12 protein-coding genes are annotated in these 23,377 nt (G+C 45.7%); 1 reads left to right on the top strand and 11 read right to left on the bottom strand.

Annotation, left to right across the window (positions count from 1 at the left end):
• Positions 1-114: 114 nt before the first annotated feature.
• From MKX35_RS15605 to MKX35_RS15555, 11 genes are all read right to left on the bottom strand, one after another.
• Positions 115-3,267, bottom strand: coding sequence for an alpha-mannosidase (locus MKX35_RS15605; protein WP_076300580.1), 3,153 nt, complete (start codon positions 3,265-3,267; stop codon positions 115-117).
• 37 nt (positions 3,268-3,304) lie between these two features.
• Positions 3,305-5,599, bottom strand: coding sequence for a glycoside hydrolase family 3 N-terminal domain-containing protein (locus tag MKX35_RS15600; protein WP_076300579.1), 2,295 nt, complete (start codon positions 5,597-5,599; stop codon positions 3,305-3,307).
• Positions 5,600-5,626: 27 nt separating this feature from the next.
• Complete coding sequence (locus MKX35_RS15595; RefSeq protein ID WP_076300578.1) at positions 5,627-8,071, bottom strand: glycoside hydrolase family 38 N-terminal domain-containing protein; 2,445 nt, start codon at positions 8,069-8,071, stop codon at positions 5,627-5,629.
• Positions 8,072-8,095: 24 nt separating this feature from the next.
• Entirely contained in the window at positions 8,096-10,834 is a 2,739-nt protein-coding gene (locus MKX35_RS15590) for an alpha-mannosidase (RefSeq protein ID WP_076300577.1), read from the bottom strand.
• Positions 10,835-10,853: 19 nt separating this feature from the next.
• Entirely contained in the window at positions 10,854-12,173 is a 1,320-nt protein-coding gene (locus tag MKX35_RS15585) for a glycoside hydrolase family 125 protein (RefSeq protein ID WP_076300576.1), read from the bottom strand.
• 50 nt (positions 12,174-12,223) lie between these two features.
• Entirely contained in the window at positions 12,224-13,210 is a 987-nt protein-coding gene (locus MKX35_RS15580; protein ID WP_076300575.1) for a glycoside hydrolase family 130 protein, read from the bottom strand.
• 179 nt (positions 13,211-13,389) lie between these two features.
• A complete protein-coding gene (locus MKX35_RS15575) occupies positions 13,390-14,427 on the bottom strand; it encodes a glycoside hydrolase family 18 protein (protein ID WP_076286252.1) in 1,038 nt (345 codons plus the stop codon).
• 4 nt (positions 14,428-14,431) lie between these two features.
• Positions 14,432-17,047: a transglutaminase-like domain-containing protein gene (locus MKX35_RS15570; protein WP_305953494.1), complete on the bottom strand. Its 2,616-nt coding sequence runs from the start codon at positions 17,045-17,047 to the stop codon at positions 14,432-14,434.
• 6 nt (positions 17,048-17,053) lie between these two features.
• A complete protein-coding gene (locus MKX35_RS15565) occupies positions 17,054-18,079 on the bottom strand; it encodes a carbohydrate-binding family 9-like protein (protein WP_076300649.1) in 1,026 nt (341 codons plus the stop codon).
• Positions 18,080-18,108: 29 nt separating this feature from the next.
• Entirely contained in the window at positions 18,109-19,395 is a 1,287-nt protein-coding gene (locus tag MKX35_RS15560; RefSeq protein ID WP_076300574.1) for an alpha-L-fucosidase, read from the bottom strand.
• A gap of 27 nt (positions 19,396-19,422) precedes the next feature.
• The gene (locus MKX35_RS15555; RefSeq protein ID WP_076300573.1) at positions 19,423-20,811 is read right to left on the bottom strand and encodes an alpha-L-fucosidase; all 1,389 of its coding nucleotides are present in this window, start codon (positions 20,809-20,811) and stop codon (positions 19,423-19,425) included.
• A 216-nt stretch (positions 20,812-21,027) separates the two neighbouring features.
• On the opposite strand from MKX35_RS15555, the gene MKX35_RS15550 reads away from it, so the two are divergent.
• On the top strand, positions 21,028-23,289 hold the full coding sequence (locus tag MKX35_RS15550) for a helix-turn-helix domain-containing protein (RefSeq protein WP_076300572.1): 2,262 nt from the start codon (positions 21,028-21,030) through the stop codon (positions 23,287-23,289).
• Positions 23,290-23,377 lie beyond the last annotated feature (88 nt).

Raw genomic sequence — 23,377 nt, 5'->3', positions numbered from 1 at the left:
CATAGATTGATGGATGCCTAGCGTCAAAATCATACCGAAATGGACATAGGAAGAGAACGAACCGTAGTCGTCTTCCCATGTCGTTCAGATGCAGGATTCGTCCAATTTTGACGTCTATCCAATCTTAATTTTGATCGTTTTTATTTCATAAGGCGTAAAGGTCAGCTGCCAGCTGTCCATTAACAGGACTTCTTCTTCCAAGGCATTCGATACATACACCGCTTGATGTGGATACGGCCACTTAAGATCGATCGTCTCACGACCTCCAGCGGATTCGTACATACGAAGAATGATGCCATCGTCATCCTCAGCCCATTTGACCGTCTCCAAGACAACATGCTCACTTGTAAAAGGAAGCAATGAACAACATCGATCCCATACATTCGTACTCTGTAGCTCTGTAGCATCTACGGTGGATGCTGCAATATAAGCAGGTGGATGATTCAGCTCTGCTGCTGCTCGAAGTGTGTGTCCTTGGCGCCAATCACCGGCATGTGGATACAGTGCATAGGTGAACTCATGATATCCCTGATCTGCCGATATATCCGGCCATCTTGGCGCACGTAGCAAGGAAAGACGAATCGTACTTCCTTGGGTATCATAACCATACTTACAATCATTCAGCACACTGACACCATAGCTATGCTCAGACACATCAGCGAAGCGATGACCACATACTTCATATTGCGCTTGATCCCAGCTTGTATTGCGATGTGTATTCCGCTCTAAAGCACCGAACGGTATTTCATAAGTGGCTCGACTTGTTACAACATCGAGTGGGAAGCCCACCTTCAGCAGCTTATGAGCTTCCTGCCAATCCACCTTTGTTCTAAACTCAATGCGAGCATGATGATGATATAGAACCATCTCCTGCTCAATCGTGGATTGTCCTATACGCCAACGGAAGCCTATAACATCAGCAACAGCTCCTGAGCTAATTAGCTTCTTCTCTAACAGAAATGCCTCTCCAGCAGACTGTTGCTCATAGCGCGGATCAATGTCCCACGCATCCCATAGCGTCGGACGATCATGGAAGAAATGGAACTGATTCGCCCGTTCACCCGCCTTCACAATCTCACGATTCGCTTGTTTATCGTATAAGCTTATTATTTCTCCTTGTTCATTGAAGCGTATACAATAGTAGGCTGTCTCCCACACATCAAGCAGCGCTGGTAATACTTTCGGCGATTCTGGCACTACAGTTACTTCATTTTCACGTACTAGAATCGTATTGTAGCCCATTGCCGGAACATTCGGTACACGAATTCGAAGGATCTTGGTCGTTCCATAGGTACTAACTTCATAATCCAATGATTCTCCATCCGTAGTCACGATCGATAAGCGATGCCATTCAATATTCGTAACACCTTGATCGATAAGATCCTGGGTAGTCAGCTCTAATACACAATCACGGCTCCAGCCCAAACTATTCAATACAAGGAACGGTGTTCCTCCCATCGTCCCTTGGATCTGAATATTTGCTGCAATGGCTGCCATCCCGGTCTGTAAGCTTGCTGTCCCACGCTCGAATACTTCCACATACTCTTTCATCGATGTCTCATACGTTTCTGTAATGGCAGAACCCGGAATAATATCATGGAACTGATTTAATAAAATCAACTTCCATCCCTCATGTAAATCATGCTGTAACGTCGTTGCTTGTTCTGAGCTCAGCGATGATCGCACCAACGTAGACCATAACTCTGCTTCACGATACAGAACCTCAGCCTTCCGATTATTACGTTTGTTACGCCCATGTGTCGTATACGTACCTCGATGTAATTCAAGATACAGGTCACCGTACCAGCTCGGTAAATTTGGATTTGCTTCGGAAATACCCGTGAAGAATGCCTCCGCGCTACTAAATTGAGATGAGGGCTGACCGATCATGAGATCCGAGCGATGAATATATTCGAGCATCTCACGCGTGACACCACCACCGCCATCCCCATGCCCATACAATAACATTTGTTCCGGATACTTAGCTTTCTCTTTATAAGATTGCCAATGTTCATGAACATCCTTCGGCTGCGTATCCTCGTTTACCCCATGGTTGCAATACGATAGCATTGGCGTTCCATCAATGCCTACCCAATAAAACAAGTCATACGGAAATGGGTTCGTATCATTCCAATTCAGCTTTGTCGTCATGAAGTAACGCATGCCACCATGCTTCAAAATTTGCGGTAATGATGCACAGTAGCCAAAGGTATCCGGTAACCATTCTATAAAGGATCGCTTTCCAAATTCCTGCTGATAAAATCGTTGACCGTAGAGCATTTGCCGCATCAATGATTCACCACTTGGTATATTGAGATCCGGCTCCACCCACATGCCACCGACAAGCTCCCAGCGGCCTTCACGAATTCGTTCTTTTACACGCTCATATAACACTGGATCATTCAACTTCAAATACTCGAAGAGCAACGGCTGACTCTGTGCATACCGATATTCAGGAAATTCATCCATTAAAGCATTTACAGTTGAGAACGTCCGACTCGTCTTACGCACTGTCTCACGACATGGCCACAGCCATGCAATATCAATATGAGATTGTCCTACCATATGGATGACACCTTCGCTATTGCCACCGATCTGTCTTATTTGTTCGACAAGGTGGTGTTCAATTGAAGCTGCGGCACCGCCTGCAATCTTCTCTTGTGATAGCAAAGTAAATGCATCCATAGCTGTATATAGAGCTTCCATCACGCGAGTACGACGAAAATCTGACGCTGGTAGCAATTCCGCAGCATTCATAATGACGCTCACAGAATACATCAACGACTGCACTGTTGTGTTCACATAGACTAGCGTGCTATGAATCTTGCGAATGGGTGCATGAATGGTTGCTTGCTGATTTAAGGGATCCACAGGCTCCGGTACAGCATCAAACAGTTCAATCTCCACTTCGATTTGTTTGCCAACCCGATCAGGTAATTTTACAAATGGGTGATTTCGATCCAACCCTTGAAAGGACTGTCCGTTAATACGAAGCAGCCCTTCCCCACCTGATCCAGAGGTAAAATATAACCCTACTGCATCCTCAGGCCATTCGTTCGGAATGGATAACGTCGTACGCAGCATATACGTTGTACCTTGTTTGCTTGGGAATAAATCAAAGGCTTCGCTTCCTACAAAAGCGCGTTCCTCCGAATATTTACCCGGTAAAATATATTCTGTTGATTGCACGTCCCAGTCTTTAATGGGGATCGATTCGAGCCACTGTCGTTCAGATAACTCTCGAATGAACCGTTGTATTCTAATCATTAATAATCCCCCTGATCGTTCGTCCGCTTCATCGCACTCATTGTACAACCTGTAAATCGATGGACAATGTTTGCTCTACATTCGAGCCCGTATAAAGTTCAAATCGACCCGGCTCGACGATCCACGTTAAATCTGCTGAGACAAATTGCAGCTCCTGTGATGAAATAGTAAAGTGAACGGTACGCTTCTCCCCAGGCTCCAAATAAATTTTACAGAAGCCCTTCAGCTCCTTATCCGGGCGTGATATCGAACTAACACAGTCCTTGATGTACAATTGCACGACCTCGTGTCCAGCCATATCACCCGTATTCATCACATCCACTGAAACCGTACACGTACCATCAACAGAAATACTTGGTTGATTCAATTGTATATTGTCATAGTGAAAGCTCGTGTAGCTAAGCCCATACCCAAATACATACTGCGGATGGAAGTCCGTCTCTAAATATCGATGCCCACGCGAACGCTTCTTATTATAGTACACAGGTAATTGTCCCAGATGCTTCGGAATGGATAGCGTTAATCTTCCTGATGGGTTGTAGTCACCAAACAGGATATCCGCAATCGCATGACCGCCCTCTTGCCCTGGGTACCATGCCTCCACAATCGCATCAGCATGCTCATCAATCCATGGCTCAACAATTGGGCGACCATTGATATACACAACAATCAGCTTCTTGCCTAAACTGTGAAGCTCCTGCAACAGCTCGAGCTGTACTCCACATAAATTCAGTTGGGCACGATCAAAGCCTTCTCCACAATCCATATCACTTAGCATAAACGTATCGGTAATGACCGCAGCCCCAGTCTTCAAATCAATCGTACCTTCTCCAAAATCACGTGCACTCGATCCGCCTACAACAGCAATAATTGTCTCTGCTGAAGCCGCAGCTGCGATCGCCGCTTCGAATCCTTCCCGAGATGGGTCCTTCACTCGACAGCCTGGTGCATACACAACCTCACTAAAGCCTGAACACTTCGCGCGAACGGCATCCAACACGGTAACAATCTGCTCCCGCTCCTGCGGTGACGTATAATCGCCTAACTGGTTATACATATTGTTCGCGTTCGGTCCAATCACGGCGATCTTGCCACGGGATGGAGATAACGGTAATGCCTGTTCCTTATTCTTCAGTAACACAATGCCTTCGCGTGCAGCTTGCCGAGCCAATTCTCGATGAGAGGATTGACCAATAACCTGCTCTGCCAACGCTGGATTCACATAAGGACGTTCGAATAATCCTAATTCAAATTTCAAGCGCAAGATTCGCTCCACCGCAAGATCTAGATCTGACACCGCGATCAATTGCTGATCAAGAGCAGATTGTAGATATTGGCCAAAGGTCTCACCGGACATCTCCATATCTACGCCCGCTTTCAATGCTAGGCTGGCCGCTTCCTCTTCCGTCTCACAGATTTGATGACCATGTCTGAGCTGGCTCATCGCTCCACAATCCGTGATGACGAAGCCGTCAAAGCCCCACTTGTCACGTAAAATATGCGTCAACAGCTCTTTACTAGACGTACAAGGTACCCCATCAATTTCGTTATAGGCCGTCATAATGGATTTGGCTCCTGCCGCAACCGCACGCTGAAAAGGAAGTAAATCCTTCTCCATCAGCTCACGCATGCCCATACGTACGGTATCCGCATTACGCCCACCATCTGGACTACCATAAGCTACAAAATGCTTCAAGGTTGCAAGAATGGTATGATCCGTATTTAACGAATCCCCTTGCAACCCTTTCACCGCAGCTATTGCCATTTCACTAATCAAATAAGGATCTTCACCAAAGCATTCCTCTGTCCGCCCCCATCGCGGATCACGTGTCACGTCCAATACAGGAGAATAGGTAGCTGCTCCCCCTTGTGCACGAGTCTCTACCGCTACAGCTTGACAAACCTGTCGGAACAACTCTGTATTCCAGCTACTTCCTATGGTCAGTGGTACAGGGAACACCGTGTTCCCTATGGCCATATGTCCATGGGAGCATTCCTCACCAAATAGAATTGGAATGCCCAGTCGCGTATGCTCCATTGCATATCGCTGAATAAGATTAGTAACCTCGGCCCCTTCACGCAGGGACAAGCCTGTTTCAAGTGTAACCTCTGTCCATGGATCTGCTCGAAGCACACCATATAGTGAACCGACTCCACCATTCGCAATTGCGTCTTTAAATGTATCCGTGAGCTGAACATCTCCGTCGCCTTTTACATATGTCTTCCAGCCAAAAGGCTGGAGAAGCTGTCCAAGCTTCTCCTCCAGCGTCATTTCGGCCAACAAATCTGCAACACGCTCAGCAATAGATAACGAAGGGTTTTTATATTTCATTCGATATATACCTCCAGTTTTGTTGAGCTAGTGTTGGCGCCAAGCTAGAATGCCAGCATTCATTCCACGGCATGCATCCATGGAAGCATCCGGTTTGCTATAGTTCTCGCCCCAAGTGATGAAATATCTAAATTCATAGAAACCACCCAATGTCGCAGAGAAATTAGTTTCCCAATAGTTATTCATCACCCAAGCGTACAAATGAGCTGGATCCTGCTCTAGCTTCTCATCACCGTTAAGCAATCGATACCCATGTTCTAGCGAACCTAGCTGAATTAATGGAGTGTCTGGCATCGCGATCACAACGCCTTGCGATTCGGAAACATATACAGCTCCTTCTCCAACCGCTGTGTAATCTGCTAAGCTGCCTGGTAATTGATCCTTCCGCATCCGTGTCAACGCATCCATCTTATCCACCCATAAGTCATACTTATCCGTTGATAATGAGCCACCAAAAGGAAGTGAAACATATAAGTTTTCAGGCTTCCATACGCTCTCTTTATGCATACGTACGGCCACATCCACACGTGGACGATCCGCGTATACTGTTAAGAACAAGGAATAATGCTCACAGCCATCCACCTTGTAGGTTAATTGAATAATGCCATATACCGGACCCTGCGTAATGATCTCCGCACTAATTAACTCGCCTATTGAAACGATCGCATCCGGTCCCTTCCGATTACGGCCCATCAATCGACGCACCTCGGTCATTTCTACGACCTTTGTTGCAGGTGTAACATCATAGACTGGCGTAAAAGCTGCGTGCTGACGATCAGCTCGAAGTAGCTCTTGTCCTGTCGTTTTATCTACCCACGAGGTGATCCCTTCTCCCTTTTTCCACGTGATGTGTACAAACGGAGTTTCTACATAGGAAGATGTCATGCGGAAATTCTTCACATCATGCGTAACATCCAGATCCATCACGCGATCGGATGCCAAATAATCGTTCATAAAAGCGGTCCTGATACCAGGTTTCACGGCGACGATCTGAAGTACTCTCTCTTCACTAGGCTGCAATGTTACCGGAATCGTTACGATCACACCTCGAGATGCCAGACGAAGCTGAGATGGAATGACCTCATTCGTCGTAATATCACGTACCTCGAAGCCGTCCTTGATCTCATCGTGATACCATCCTTCGAGAATGAGATGCGCATAATCTTCTTGTACGAAATGATATGGATTATGAATTTTAAACTTCATAGGGCGCCCAGGAGCAAGTAATGCATCGCCCTTCGCCTCAAGAATGTCATACAACGCACGATGCGCAATCGTACTTGCATTGGCAGCAAAGGCTTCCTTCCGCAAGCCTAATTCCTGAACGAACGGATTCCAAGGCTCGGAAATGGATGAATGATAGCCCCATGTATGCTCAGCAAACATCGTTAACTGATATTCCATCTCCTTCATCGTCTCCGATGTAACGATTTCACAGTTCGGATCCAGCCTTCTAACCTTTTGATATACACGTTGTGCTTCACGGAATACTTGTACATGCTTCGGTGTTGAACCTACGCCATCCGTCCACCAGTCTGGCCAATCTCCACGATACACAGGAATATCTTCCGCATGCTGCTGTGCATGAGCACGAACTTCATCGAAGAAATCATCTAAAGTTGCCATCTGAATCTCAATATTTTCGCCGTGCTTCGCATTCCATTGACGAATGAAGGTCATCGTCTCCGCATTCGGTGGATTGTTATCCGTTGGTAGCCCTGAGAACATAGCCGGGAAGAAGTTAAAGGCATAGCCATCCTCTTGCAAACGCTCAATGTAGCGAAGTATACGCTGTTCAGCAATCTCGAATGTAGCGCCATGACTCATATCAAATTCATCTTTGATCGTATATTTCCCGCCCATACCAGGTACAAGCCCCAGATCATTACCGAATACATAATGCTCCCCACTCCAGGTCAGCAAGCGATCACCGGAAGGCATTTCCCACCAGAAAGGCTGCTGCTTCTTCCAGCAAGGAAACATTCCGTGATGGGTATGAATGCAGGTAGATAAATTATGAATACCGGCATCTAACAATGCCTGACCATACCCCCAGCTGAAGCCGTTAATGTCTGCAGTCATCGCTGATGTAATTGGAGCTTCAATGGAATATCCAAAATCTCGTACACGGGCAATCATCGATGTGAACAAATCTTTGCCGATTAATTCCGTCATATTCAAGTACGTACCGGACAAGCCGATATCACCACGCTTAACTCCGGCTACGAACTCTTCCTTTTCTTGCTCCGTTGCCCGACTCAGGAAGGTTTCGATAGGCCAAAACGTTTCACATACCCACTTAAACCCCTCCCATTCAGGTCGACGACCGGATTGAATTTCACGCAAAATGTGAAGCACCTGCCGGATAAAGTCTACATGATATTGTTGGATCTTCTCCTGACGCTCTGTGTAGCCGATATCGGTATGGGAATGATGAATTGCATAAATTTTCCAAGGTTTTGTGTTAGTCATCTTTTATTCTCCTCTACTTGGTGCTCATATCGATTTATTAAGAACAACAGTTACGATCTCGGCCGCCTTTACTTCAAGCTGGATGACAGCGTTTGAATCGGCCGTAAGCGCTTCCTCATGTGATTCGAGTATATTACTTTTATACGCCTGACTATAGTTCATACGAGGTTCGAAGGCTAAAGTCGTTGGTGAAGTGGTCATGTTGAACCAACGAATCGCAAGATCACCCGTTGCTTCAGCTACCTTCACGGAAGAGAGCTGCATGTCATTTCCACTCGCCTGCAACCATTGATGTTTCGGCTGAAGACTACCATTATGAATATCTGTCGATACAGTCATCCATGGTATTTGATATTGATAGGCAAGCGCATACGCTTCTTCAGCTACCGCAGAACCATGTGGAATAATCATGAGCTCCGCCTGAGCAGGACCTAGACATTGTGCTTCTGGTGTGTAGAAGACGCCCCAATCTCCAAGCTCACCTGTGCAGCGTAGCAATGTAACGGCAATCGTATTCCGTCCATCACGTAACACTTCGTATTCATTTAACCCTTTATTAGCGATGGTTAAGCCCGTCACGTCGTCCTTCACACTAACGAACGCTTGCTGATGTTGACTATTGTCTGGGTTCGTCCACTCACTCGAAGGTTCTGTGCTTCGTGTTGCGATCTCAAACATCGAATCCGCCTGATGCACATCGCTGACGAGATCCGTTGGGAACAGCATTCTGATGCGATGATCCTTCGCTTGATTATCGAAGGAGCTCTTCACTTGAAGTCCCTTACTATATTTCTCAAGCGTTACAGTCGTTGTTATATGGAGCTTCACGGTTTCGGTTGAACGTCCAGCCTGACGACTCGGGAACCACACGATGCCTTGCTGCTCTGCTGCGAGCAATTCATCCGCACTTACTGGAATGTCCCAATCATGAACGATTTGTACCGTACATGCGTATGGCTGATCGGATACGATAGAAATATCAGCTATAAGCGCTTCTGTCGTCAATACGTTCGTATTCTTCGGCTGACAATACATGTATTCATTTCCGATATCGCCGCTATTCTCATAAATACCGAGACCGCGATATACTTTACCATTTGCCTTATCCGTTAATGTGATCGAGCCATTATCTTCAATCCGTGCAGCAATAAACTCATTCTCTAGCGTCCGTTCATGAAGTAGCGAGCTTTCCTTTATTTCAGAATGTGGTCTCTCTACTACATCCTTCATCCAGGCATAAACTTGATGACCATTTGCAGGAACTGCTTCGACATGAAGCTCTAATCGAACACGTCGTGAGAAATACGGCTGACGAAATTTATCATCAGGCAAGTCATAACCGAAGTGGAGCCCCAGATCGGTTAGCTGATATTCTAGCTGACGCCCACCATGATCAATCACGCGATGAGGATGAATCTCGTGCGATGTCATCTGATTACGCATCTTCTCGATCGTTTCGCCTTCCCGGAAATAGATACGAGCAATATCCAGCTCCACCGTAACTACCCCACTGCGGTCATGGCCTGTCGTATTAAACACAATGAATGGACATGCGTGATCCCCGTATTCGGCGAAGCATGATGTATCCACATGATTTGCGATCGTCTCCATACTGTTCTGTACAATAGATTCTGTAACGTGACGGCTCTTGTCGAATCGCGTTACCATCTCACGATGTACCTCATCCACACTACAGCCACAAATACTATCATGCGGATGATTCTGCATGAGCGTCTTCCATGCATAAGTGAATAAGTGATGTGGATACGCATGTCCCAACTGATGAGCATAAGCAGATAACGGCTCAGCAACCTTCTCGAGCAATGTCTGACCCTGCTGGTTCATTTGCTTCAAATACACACGAGAGGAGGCCGTATTCACTAACGTTCCCCATCCATCTGTACGCTGACTTCGAAGCTCACCTTGGACGGTTGATAATTCACAATCAAGTGAACGATGCAGTGCATTCAGATAATCATTGAAATTGGAGTGAATAAACTCCGTGTCTGGATAGAGTTCACTAGCTGTCCGAATGGCTTCCGGCAAGTCCAGCTGAGCTGGCTGGTGATCACAGCCGTTCATATATAGTAGCTCGCTTGTCGATGCATATTTTTCCGCATCCGCTAGTTTCCGATCCCAATATGCCTTGGCTTCTACCGGATCTACTGGGACTTCATTTCCATTCGAGTACCAATTCGCAAATAGAATACCGAGTACCTTGGAGCCATCTGGGCCTTCCCAGATCAATTCGGAGTAAGACGATTCATAATCTCCATCCGATACCTCATTGTTGAAGCCCGTCGGCTTCACACCACGACCGAAGAAGGCGTTCTGAATACCTGACTGCTGCATCAGCTGTGGTGTCTGTCCACACAACCCGAAGGTATCAGGAAAGTATCCAATTTTGGATACTTCCCCATACTTCAGTGCATCTTGATGACCGATCTGCATATTTCTTACATTGGCTTCACTACTGGTGAGGAACGCATCCTGCAATATATACCATGGACCAATAAGGATTCGACCATTTTGAATATGACGCAACAGCCGCTCCTTCTGATCCGGTCTAACTTGAAGATAATCCTCGAGAATGATCGTCTGCCCATCCATGAAAAAGCTACGAAATTCTGACTCCTCGTCCAACCGATCTAGTAAACTATCTACCAATTGAACGAGACGAACATGATGCTTCTCATAGGGTAAATACCATTCACGATCCCAGTGCGAATGGGAAACGATATGTGCCGTTCTTTTCTTCGTCATGCCATTCCTCCCCCTTTCACTACAAGATACCTTCCTGCATCGCCTTGTACACGAGTTGAGAGAACAAGCTATTTGACCAAGCAAACCATTTTCTTGTGAAAATCGTTGGATCGTCAGAATGGAATCCTTCATGCATAAAGCCTGTATCCGCGTCCGTCTTCTCCAGTAACTCGATCATCGCTAGCTTCTCTTCCGCTGTCGTTGCTGTGAGCCCTTGCATAGATAATGACAAATGCCAGACATATCCTGCCGGAGTATGTGGACTACCAATACCTTTTGCTACTTTACCTTCAAAGTAATAAGGGTTTTCCTTGGATAACACAAATCTTCTCGTGTTCTGATAGATTTCATCCTCCGTTGTGCAGTAGCCCAAGTAAGGAATCGAAATCAATCCCGGCGTTCCCGCATCATCCATGAGACAGTGGTTACCATAGCCATCCGTCTCAAAAGCATAAATCGGTCCGAATTCCGGATGACGATAAATACCGTATGTTTTGATCCCATGATCGATATCTGCTTCTAAATCCTTCAACTCTTGCAAAAATTCCATATCACGGAATACCCACTCCGCAAATTCCTGCATTTGGCGAAGTGTAACCACCGCGAACATATTTCCTGGAATGTTGTAGTGGAATTCGCATACATCATCGCTTGAGCGGAAGCCTGACCACACCATTCCTGTATAGTTGACAGGCATTCCAAGACCTTTATTTCGTAAGGAATCCTCAGGAATACCGTTATTTCGAGTGAAGCGATATGGCGATTCTTCAAAGTGACGCTGTTCTGTGATGAACAAGTTATACATGATACGCATAGCCGATTTGAACCCAGCATCGAATATATCTGTAATCCCTGTTTCCTTCCATAGCGCATAAGCAAGCCGCATCGAGAAACATAAGGAGTCAATTTCAAATTTACGCTCCCATACCCAAGGGGACATGTCTGTTATATCCGTCGTATTCCAATGCCAATCATTCGCAGATTCATTAAATGCATTCGCGTATGGATCAATATGAATGTACTGTATATGACGCTTTACTAAGCCTTTAAGAATGCGTTGAAGATCTTCGTCCTCTTTGGCAAACGGTACATAATGAATGACCTGCTCTACCGAATCCCGTAACCAACAGGCTGGAATATCTCCTGTGATGACAAAAGTCGTTCCATCCTCTTTTAATTTCGTCGTCGTTTCCAAGGTATTCGGGAAGCAGTTCTTAAATAGCTGAAGTAGCTTCGGTCGATGCGCAAGCTTCTCTTCTGCTTCTTGTAGAACTTCTTGAATCGATTGTGGCAAGTTTAAGGATGGCATCGTAATTTTGGGTAATCTAAACTGTTCCATTGATAAGCTCCTCTACAATTGAAATTCTGTCATTGCATCTGATGATGTCGTTACAGCGGATACTTATCCATATAGTCCAGCAGCTCATCCACTGTTGTAAATGCCACGCCTGTTACGGTATCGGCACAACCATAGTAAATGGCAATGCGACCTGTCTCGCTATCTGACAATGCGGCACAAGGGAAAGTGACATTCGGTACATCTCCCACACACTCATACAATGTTTCTGGTCCAAGAATGTAATTCCGTGATCGTGCGAGCACCTTCCATGGTTCGTGTAGATCTAATAATGCCGCGCCCATACGATATACGAACCCGTTACATGTATTAATGACACCATGATAGATCAACAACCAACCACGATCGGTTTCAATCGGAACCGGCCCTGGACCAATTTTCTTCGATTGCCATGCGGATGCATCTGAATTAATCGTCCCCATCACATAACGATGTTTACCCCAATACGTTAGATCTGGACTCTCACTAAAGAAAATATCTCCAAATGGCGTATGGCCTGTATCACTTGGACGGCTTATCATGGCATACTTGCCATTTATTAAGCGTGGGAAGAGCACTCCATTACGGTTATATGGCAAGAAAGCGTTTTCCAATTGATGAAATGTTTTGAAATCATACGTATAAGCAAGACCAATCGTTGGTCCATGATACCCGTTACACCATGAAATATAATATTTATCCTCGATTTTGCACACGCGCGGATCGTAGCGATATTCCCGCTTCGTTACATATTCGTCACCTTCGAATTGGAGCGGTTGCTCATTAATTTCCCAATGTAGCCCGTCCTGACTAAAGCCAGCGAATATATCCATACTTACGGATCTAGAGTCACAGCGGAACACCCCTGCAAATCCACCTTCGAACGGAATCACCGCAGAATTAAAAATACTGTTCGAGTTCACCTGTGCATCACGCTGAATAATCGGATTTTGAGTATACCGCCACACTGGGGCATTATAGCCACTCGGCTTATCCTGCCACGGCATATTTGGTAGTGCCTCACCAATAATTTTGCTCATTTCCTAAACTCCTCCCACGTCTTTGAATGTAGTCTACGGCCTGTCCTCAACGATTGAGTCCAACCTTTCCCCCATACTGTAAATGATAATAAAGCGCATTAAAAGTCTATTTATTCGTAATCTAACGTTTGTTGACTAGGAAATCATGTTTGTTAACTAATTGAATGGGGCGCATCATTTCAGTCTCTCGATAGGCCTGCATACATCGCATCGAGCAGTGTATGTGTCTTGTCGCAGCTGTACTCCCAGAACATCGCACCCGCAAGCTTTTCACGTTGGACATATTCACATTTATGTGTGATCGATTCCACGTCATCATAGGAAATAAACGTATCTCCATTAAATAAATGTGGCGCTTTGGCCTCATCATCCCAATGACGTGTGAACCCATTCTTGTCGATATAATAGGCTAGAAGTTCTGTATATTCCGGACCATAACCTCCTGTTGTACCCGCCATTTGTAAAAATCCATCATTCCTGTTCGGCACCTGCTTCCACATCCGGGAATAGAATGCTACGCCAATGACGATTTTCTCTCGAGGTACACCTGCCTGCATGAACATATTGACGGATGCTTCTGTACTAATTCGGAACAAATCTCCCGTTGAATTGTACAGATTGGTGTGATGTCCCGTTAGAATCTGGAATCCTCCACGCATATCGTAGGTCATCAATTGAACAAAATCTAAATATTGTTGTACTTGATCCATCTCTGTACCATCGATATAATATTGATCTGCTCCTGCAGCGATCGTAAGCAAGTAATGCCTGCCCTCAGCTGCACCTTTCATATCTAACGCTTCTCGAATGGTCTTCAACAGCAGCGTAAAATGACGTTTATCATCCGGTGACGAGGCAATATTGGCTTCACTGTAGCAGGGATATTCCCAGTCCAGATCGACACCATCGAATGGAAGTTCTGTTACTACTCGTACAGCCGAAGCTGCGAATTTCTGACGTCCTTCTTCGGTAGATGCCGCCTCGGAGAAGCCCCCATTTCCCCATCCGCCAACAGAGAGCAGCAGCTGTACGTTCGGATTCATCGCTTTAATCTCGTGCAACTGGTTCGTATATTGCAAATGTGCCGTTGTAATCTGATCATCCAACACATAACCGAATGCAACGTTCATATGCGTCAGCTTCATCACGTGGTCGCGCGTTAGCTCAGGTAATTTGGAATCACTCACGTAGCCTGCTACAATCATTTGTTGATCCATCCTTTCACATCCTCGATAAAATTTGCATCGCTTCCTTACTGGCCGCAATCTTATATCCCGAAGACATATAACGAATCTGATCATCACGATCTAGAATCATCAGATGTGGGAAGCCCGCTTCACTCGATTGGGCCACTGTAAACAATTCAGGTAATAGATGATACGTTGAATCACGTACAAATAATGTCCTTGCTGGAAGATTCGGATAATCGGCTGGTTGAAATGAAGTTGTCCATTGCTTGTCACCCACTACAAGAATGATAGGAGCATCTATCATATCGAACTCATGCTTCAACTCCGACAGCTCGCGAAGCAGATGCTTCGAAGGCTCCCGTTCCGGTTCCAGCCATGCGACATAGGCGCCTTGACTGCCCAGAAACTCAGCGAAGATCTGCTCCGATCCATCCCATGTAGCTAGCTTCTCGAATCGATCTACCTTGCCATACACGGGAATGTCCTGCGTAGCTTGACGATACTTCATAACCAGCTTCGTCTCTTCGACTTCTGTCATTTCAAAATAGGTGAGCTTGGTCAGCACGGTTCCATCCTTCAAGCGAATCCCCGTCGTCAGACGATATGCTCCCTGCTCCATCTCAAGGGGCGTATCATACAGGTTATTGGCGCCGTGCGGGTAGCTTAACGTTTTATAAAAACCGTTCTCCAGACGAGCGATCGTAAAATTCTCATAGTATGCAGCCGCTGGCTGGTCTGACGCTGCAGCCTGATCACGAAGAATAATTAGAGTTCCGTTCGCTACTGCTGCCTCATTTCCAACTATACCTTTCGTAAATGGGGCATCCACAAAATGACCATTCACCATAAATTGCGGCTTAGCCTCAATGGGATGCAGTCGCGCTGGAATGCCTAGGCTACGACATATAGATACGAACATAATATCGAGAGAGCTACGATCTCCTGCACGCAGTTCGAAAGTTCCAACAGCAGTACCCTTCCCTTGCAAATTCGGTAGATCATTCCATATATCCCACGCTTCATCGATGAATTGAACAAGCTTCGTTGGGTCCTCACGGAACAATTCCACTTCTTCTGAAGTGAAGGCTTGTTGGAAAAATGTACGATACGGTGTAATCATCTCGTAATGAACGCGAGGACACAAAATGTAGGGAATGAAGACGTCCTCCGTGAGCTCACCACGTACAGCAAGCGCACCAGCCACATGATCTATAAGGGTTGGAAGGAATGTATCGATGAGATCCTTGTCATGAACACACTCCAATAATCGTAATGCCCATTCTCCATATAGAGGTGTTGCTTTACTTAGATAAGCTGCGATCTCAGCACTATTGCCACGTGCTGTCTGAAGTACGTTCCATACTCGATCCGCTGATAGATCAAGCGATTCTCCGAGCTTCCTCGCAGCTTCTTCATTCAAGAACGTCGCTTCATAATGTGCACGAATTGCGATTCCTTCCTCCAAACGCTTATTGTGTCGCTCTATCCGTGCCTCGGACAAGTCCTCCATGACCTCGCCTTCACGCGCTGGTGGTGGAACCATATCATAGTCAACGATCGTTCCTACAAGTGGCTGATCCTCTTGATTCAATACAAGCTCAATGTGCTCACAATTAGCCATGGATATTTTCATTTCTCCCCAAATGCCGTCCTTCGCTGCACGAATGATGAGGTCACCAAGACCTGTCTTGAACGAAGCTTCCCCCTGTGCATTAGACGGAATGCTGGCAATTGGGTAAAATTCCGCCATGTTATATAACTGGAATTGCACCTCTGCAGCGTGCACGGGCTGTCCGCATACATCTTGGACATGTACCGTAATTGTCTTCGTAGGCGCATAATTTTCTAGTACATTAATTTCAGTAAACCATTCATCTGCGAGTGTAATATCTTCGGGTCCTTCATAATTCGCGAAAATACGTGTGTTAATGAGCATGGCTCGGCGCGCTGGTGGGCCAAACCATCCTTGATTATGACGCGCTTCCGGCTCACAAGCCCCAATGAAATACCATTCACCATCAGCCCATGCCTCCACCCATGCGTGGTTATCGTCACAATGCGCCCAACGCGGGGTATACACTTGACGTGCAGGGATCCCGATACTACGAAGCGCTGCTACAGCTAGCGTAGATTCTTCCCCACAACGACCGCGTGCATTTCGCATCATCGTTAATGGTGAAATCGTCCGCAGATCGCTCCCAATGTACGTCGCCACTTCGTGGCACCAGTAATTGGCCTCTAGAATCGCTTCCTTCATGGGAAGATTACGTGTTCGTTCCGCTAACTGTTCATGAATAATATGGCGATGCTCTTCAATGTTCTCAGTATTCACTCGATACGGTAGCACGAAATGTAAAAATAAATGATCAGGTACTTGCCATGGCATATCGCGGCGAATCTGCAGCATCGTTCTTACATGATTGAAGAAAAGCTCCCCGTTATAATCCGCCAAGTCATTGGCTGGCATATACGCGAAGAGTAGCTTTAATGCCCAAGCTTCTTCTGCCGTTAGCTCGTGCTCGAATACATGGAATAGCTGCTGCTCACGTGATCTGGCGAGCTGCTTCTTGGCCTGAAACTTCTGCTCAATGAACGCTAAGGCTTCCTGCGACAATGAAAATACTGAGGTAGGGGTCAACATGGTCATGAATGATTACTCCTTCCACAGTAAGCCGTCTTCGCGAATATATAGGCGAGCGGTTCCATCGGTTGTTAGAGCTGAGATATGGAATGATTTACTCGTTATCTCCATGTGAGGCTCAATGCTCCAATCATCTTCACCTCGCAGCAGCTCGAACGTTGCTGCATAGTGTCCATGTGCTTCAAAATAATTACGTTCACGATAATACAGCTTACGGAGCTGCCATTTCACCAGTTCATCCGTAGGCATGTCGAATGACTGCGGGCCATCAACACCTACGAACATCACATAACCCCATAGCTCTGGATAATGCATATTGATAATCCCCTGAGGTGACCATACCCAGTTGTCTTCCGGATAAGGCTTTCCAGTATCCGGGTTCATAACCTTGCGGTACTGATCGTCCACAACCTCAGTCCGCCATTCAACACGAGAGAAATTAACACGCCAGAATTCACCTGCAACAGGTGGTTGTCTATTCGCAGCACATTCTTTCAAACTACGCCATGGCATAGCAACTTCAATCGTCCATTTCCGATGATCAGCATGCGGGTTATTTAACTCCCCCTCGATATGAATAGCTGTTTTCAGACCTTGGATATCCCATCCATTAATTGGAGGTCCCCCGTCACGATATGGTTTCACAAGCAGTAAGTCCCACACCGTGTTCAAAGCGTTAATCTCAAACTCGTAATATTGATGTGAATCCCCTGTTGGATCGATAAAGATCTCAAAATCATTATCATAGAAAATAACGGAATCACGTTCAGTCAGCGTGCCCCAGATCTGATCCTCCATCAGCTCTGCACCAAAGTAAAAATACTCATCATCCCATAGCATCTTTACACGTGTCTGCTTCGCGGGTAGCGGACGTTGGTCCCCTTCAATATCTACGAAATCATCCGTCCATGTTGCATGCTGCCAAAAGGGCTTATCCAGCTTCCCATCTAAGACAAGCGACTCCGTCGCTCTTTTGCATAAATAATGCTTAGGCGCATATGTCACAACTTGCGGTTCTGGTACTCCACTTCGGTTCATCATCGTTGACCTCTCCCTCCCTTCGGCATTTAGTTATGCGTAACAACAGTGCCAGCTCCACCGTACATCCTAACCTCTTCATCAAATTCCAGCTTAAGCACGCTTACCTGCTCATGCGTTTCCGCTGGTGTCATATGAATCCAAGTCGTTCCCGGAATATCGAACCAGGGTACACCACCATGAATTTCGTGAGTCAGCTCTTTGCCCGAGTGTAGTACCGTAATTTTCTTGATCGGATTGCATAGTCCCTTGAGACAGATATTCTCCTTCGGCGCATCGTAGACGAATAAATATAAGGTCTTCTTGTCCGCGGATAAGGTACTCCCACCCAGATAATAGCGTGTCATAATCCCATCCTGCGTACCGTAGATTGCCTCCTCGTGTGCACGAATCCAGTCACCTAGTCCCAGAAGAATGTCCTCCTGTCTTGGATCAATGGTGCCATCCTCCATCGGTCCAATATCCAGCAACATATTTCCGCCCATACTGATGCAATCGCAGAACATGCGGATAATTTGGTTCAAGGATTTATATTTATGATCATCGTGGACATAGCCCCAAGATGTATTAATGGTCGTACAGAATTCCCAAGCGCCTTCTGGGCGAGTAATGGGAATGCCTTGCTCTGGTGTCTTATAATCGCCATGCCCTTGCAAGCGTGAGTTGATAATCACATTCGGAGACAAGGATCTCAAATATTCCTTGAATGCTGGCAGCCCCCACTGTTCTGCACTACGCTCCCAGTCACCATCGAACCATAATAAATCGACAGTACCGTAATTCGTCATGATTTCACGTAGCTGATTATTGTTAAACGTGAGGAATTTCTGCCATGTCTCTTCATCCTGTATGCCATCTACCGGACTTGAGAAACGATTCACCTGACTCAAATCAGCCGGTACGATACCACTCTCGAATACGGAAGGATAATCGGGATGAGACCAGTCAATTAAGGAATAATACATGCCTACATGCAGACCACGTTCACGGATCGCATTGGACCATTCTTTTACAATATCCCGCTTGGCTGGTGTCGCCTTCATGACGCTCAAATCACTGTACTGCGTATCGAACAACGCAACACCATCATGATGCTTGGTTGTAAGCACAGAATATTTTGCACCTGACCTCGCAATGATATCTGCCCAATGCTTCGCATCGAATTTGGACGCTGTAAAACCATCCAACTGCTTCATATACTCCCCATGTGACATTTTCCCGTTATAAAACGACCATGATTCCGCTACACCTTGCACCGCATAAATCCCATAGTGAATGAAAATTCCTAGCTTTGCGTCCGTAAACCATTGTTGCATCTGCTCTTCCTCCCATAGTTCAACTCGTTATTTTATGCGAAATACATGTGCAATTGGGGCAACTCCCGTAAGCTCGCTCTCTGGTAAATGAACGATCACTCCCGTTGTTGTTCGTTCGAATGTTAGATTTTCTTGTCCGCCAACAAGATCCATTTGCGTTACAGCCTGCTCGAGTGGAATACAAATTACTTTGCTCACCGTTTCCTGCTCTTTCGGGTACAAATGAATGGCATAGGTGATATCGCCTTTTTTCGTGAAATGTGTATTTCCAGCAGAGTATGGCGCGCATACGCGCGTTCCATAGATCGCCTCCCCATGAACGTTGAGCCAAGCGCCCATTCCTTTCATCCGATCCAACGCTGTTGGTGACAAGCGGCCATCTGGTTGTGGAGCGACATTAAGTGCCAGGTTTCCGCCTTTGGCTACAACTTCAACGAGCAAATGGATTAATTGACGTGTCGTCTTGTAGTGATCCTCGTACCGATAAGAGAACGCTGTCCCCATCGTAATACAGCTCTCCCATGGAATAAGCAGGGGATGCTCGGGCAACGTTTGTTCAGGTGTAACGACATTCTCATACGGGCCGCCAACGGTACGGTCTGCACTTAGCAGCCATGGCTGTTGCTGACGTGCCTTCTCCACCACTTCACCCAACCGAATATCCTGTGGATTATTCTTATTCTGTGGACATACCCACCCCGCATCCAACCAGAGCATTTCAATCCGGCCATATTTCGTCATCAATTCCATGATCTGATCATGTGTGAACTGTACGAATTGCTCCCATAGCCATGGATAATCTTGTGTTGGATACGAAGGACCTCGATTCATGAACGTCCCCGTCTCCATACCTGGGGCCCAGTATGTTGGTGTGTGCCAATCGGCTTTGGAGAAGTAGGCGGAGATCCCAAGTCCCTTGGCCCGAAAAGCATCAAATACGTTCTTACAAATATCCGCGTACTTATGTGCATGGAAAGGACAATCCTTGCCCGTAATGCGATAGTCTGTTGTCTGCGTGTCCCACATACAGAAGCCATCGTGATGCTTCGTCGTAAAGTTCAAATATTTAAAGCCACCCTCTGCCGCAACCTCTGCCCACTTCTCAGGTTCGAAACGAAGCGGATTAAAGGTTTTATTCAGCCCGAAGTATTGCCGCTTCAATTCCGCCGAATCAACTCCCCAATCAATATCATCTCGTGACCAATCTCCATCCTTATCACTAAGCGCCCACGATTCAACAAGTCCAAGCTGCGAATAAGGTCCCCAATGCATCATCAAGCCCAGCTTCTGATCCTTGAACCATTCCAGCTGATCTAATAGCTGCGAATCCTCCGGCTTAACGTACTCCTCCTCTGTGCTGTAATTGTGAACTCCTTCAACAACAATTTGCTCCTCGACAACATTAGCGTCACTCATTTTTGCACGACCTCCATGCAGCTCTTCTGAGGCTGCGATTCTATTGATTTAGTATGATATATTTTCAAAAAAACATTTGACATAATAATAAATATCCGCTATAAACATCCTATTATGGAATATAAATAAGTATTCAAGCGCCGATCTATATCTTGCTGTATTCATAGCTTGATAGGAACATCTCCATGTATACGCCATAAAAAGGGGGAAAACACTTTGAACTATAACTATTTCAAATCGAAATTGTTTCTGAAATTCACCGGTTCGTATCTACTTATCCTTCTTATTCCGCTTATACTTGTAATCGTTTTCATTTACCGAAATGCTACCGATAATTTACAAAAGGAGATTGAAAATGCTCACTTTAATCAGCTCACCCAAATTAAAACGGTGGTGGATGGACGCATGAATGATTTAAGAGATATGGCGTCACGGATGTCATACGACGCTCGTCTCGCTCATTATCGAATACTGGATCCTTATGAAAGTCGTGATGCCATAGCGGCACTAGATAGCTACAAATCTTCCAATTCCATTGTGGAGGATATATTTCTGTACTATCATCATGACCCTAATATTTATTCCAACCATGGCATGTATAGCCTGGATGTATTTCGTAGCTCCTATCAGTTTGGAAGCTGGAAGAATGATGAACTTGTGACTGCTTTAAACTCGTCCAAATTTCCATCTATTCGACTTACGAACATGCTGAATCAAAATTCACCACTCGAGCAATCTGTATTAACCTATATCCTGCCGATCATTCCCAACACCTCAGATCCATATGCTTCTGTCATGTACCTCATTAAAGAGAAAGAGTTGGCATATCTGATCGATTCCGTTCTCGGTAACTATCGAGGATTAACGTATATTTTTGATAATCATGGACGTGTTTTATCCTATAGTGGCCATGGAGATACAGCTAGCCAACAGGATATCCAACGGTTATCAGAGCTTCCACCCGGCATACATAATCTATCGATAAACAACGAAGATCATTCGGTTATTTCCGTCACATCGGATGTCAATGGCTGGTCATATGTGACTTTAATGGCGAGTAATCAATTTTTCAGTAGCGTACTTAATGTTCGGAGCTTCATCATTATTTTATTCATTGTGATCGCCATTGTAGGAACGGCCATCGCTCTATTATTCGCTCGGATGCAATATCTTCCGATTGCTGAGCTCGTTCGCTTCACGAACAAAAAAACAGATACACCGGCCTCCGGAAATGAGCTCGAGTATATACGAACAACATTACAGCAGTATAGCTCCAAGGTTGATCTCCAAGAGCCCTATGCACGCAACCATGTTCTCTCCATGCTATTAAAGCATGGACATGCACAAATGATGACGCATGGAATATTCGATACCTTTCATCTGCACTTCGACCAAAGTCATCATTTTGTCATGATGATGGGCTGGGATGACTTAGAACAGCAGCATCTTCAGGCGCGACAAGAAGTACATCGCAAGCTTGCGTTTATTGAATTTCCAGCGCTTGCTACACAAGTATACGGTGTAGAGCTCCCGCAATTGGATCAGCTCGCACTCATTGTGAGCTTACAGCTCGAAGATGATGAGGCACTCGCTGCACAAATCGTTCACATCGTGGATGCGATCCGTGAATATACGTTAGGCATAATGGATATCCACCCGATGATCGGTGTAGGCAAATGTTATGAGAGCCCTCAGCAGCTTAATCAATCCTTTGTTGAGGCTTGCTCCGCCTTCGAATTGCGTAAATCGACCGAGCATGGAACCACCGTGTATTTTGAAAAGCTATCCAGTGCCCATGATCAAACGGTGTTACTCCCTAGTAACGAGCTATTAAAGCTTGCACAAAGCTTGAAGCAGGGCAACTACGAAGTCGCCAAACAAATTATTCACACTGCCATCTATGGGCTTGATAATAAACAACGATCTATCCTGCTGATGCGATGCGTATTGTTCGACCTGCTGAATACCATGCTCAAAACTGCAGTTGAGCTAAAGATGGATAACATGATGCAGTCTGCTTCTCCCCATTTCATGAATGGTCCCGTCCATCTTATAGAGCAGAATTTCTACCGTTTAGCCACTCAGATTTGTACACAGGTAGAGCAGACGCATAAAAAAGAAGAACATTCACTCATGGATCATATCGTTGCTTTTATCGACCAGCACTATGTTGATCATTCACTTAGCCTTGAATCTGTTTCTGCTGCGTTTACGATTTCACCTTCCCATCTCAGTCGTTCATTCAAGGATAAGGTCGGCATCAACTTCGTCCAATATATTTGGCAAAAACGATTAGATAAGGTCAAGGAACAGCTCGTAATAACAAGTGATTCGTTAAAAGATATTATCCAGCGCGTCGGCTACCTCGACACACCAAACTTTATTCGAAAATTCAAAAAGGAAACCGGTTATACCCCGGGCCAGTATCGACAGATGAATAGTAATCATCCCAATACTGAGCCTAACGATACCGTATAATCCTTCCTCGCTTAGGGTTCATCATAACTTCCCGGTCATGCCTAGGATGACCGGGAAGTTTTTCAAAATATGAGAATGTATAAGCTAC

Source organism: Paenibacillus sp. FSL R5-0923 (assembly GCF_038009145.1).
In the GTDB taxonomy this organism is placed as follows: Bacteria; Bacillota; Bacilli; order Paenibacillales; family Paenibacillaceae; genus Paenibacillus_AQ.
The sequence above is the reverse complement of the archived record's forward strand: the minus strand, read 5'-3'. Positions and strand labels throughout refer to the sequence as shown.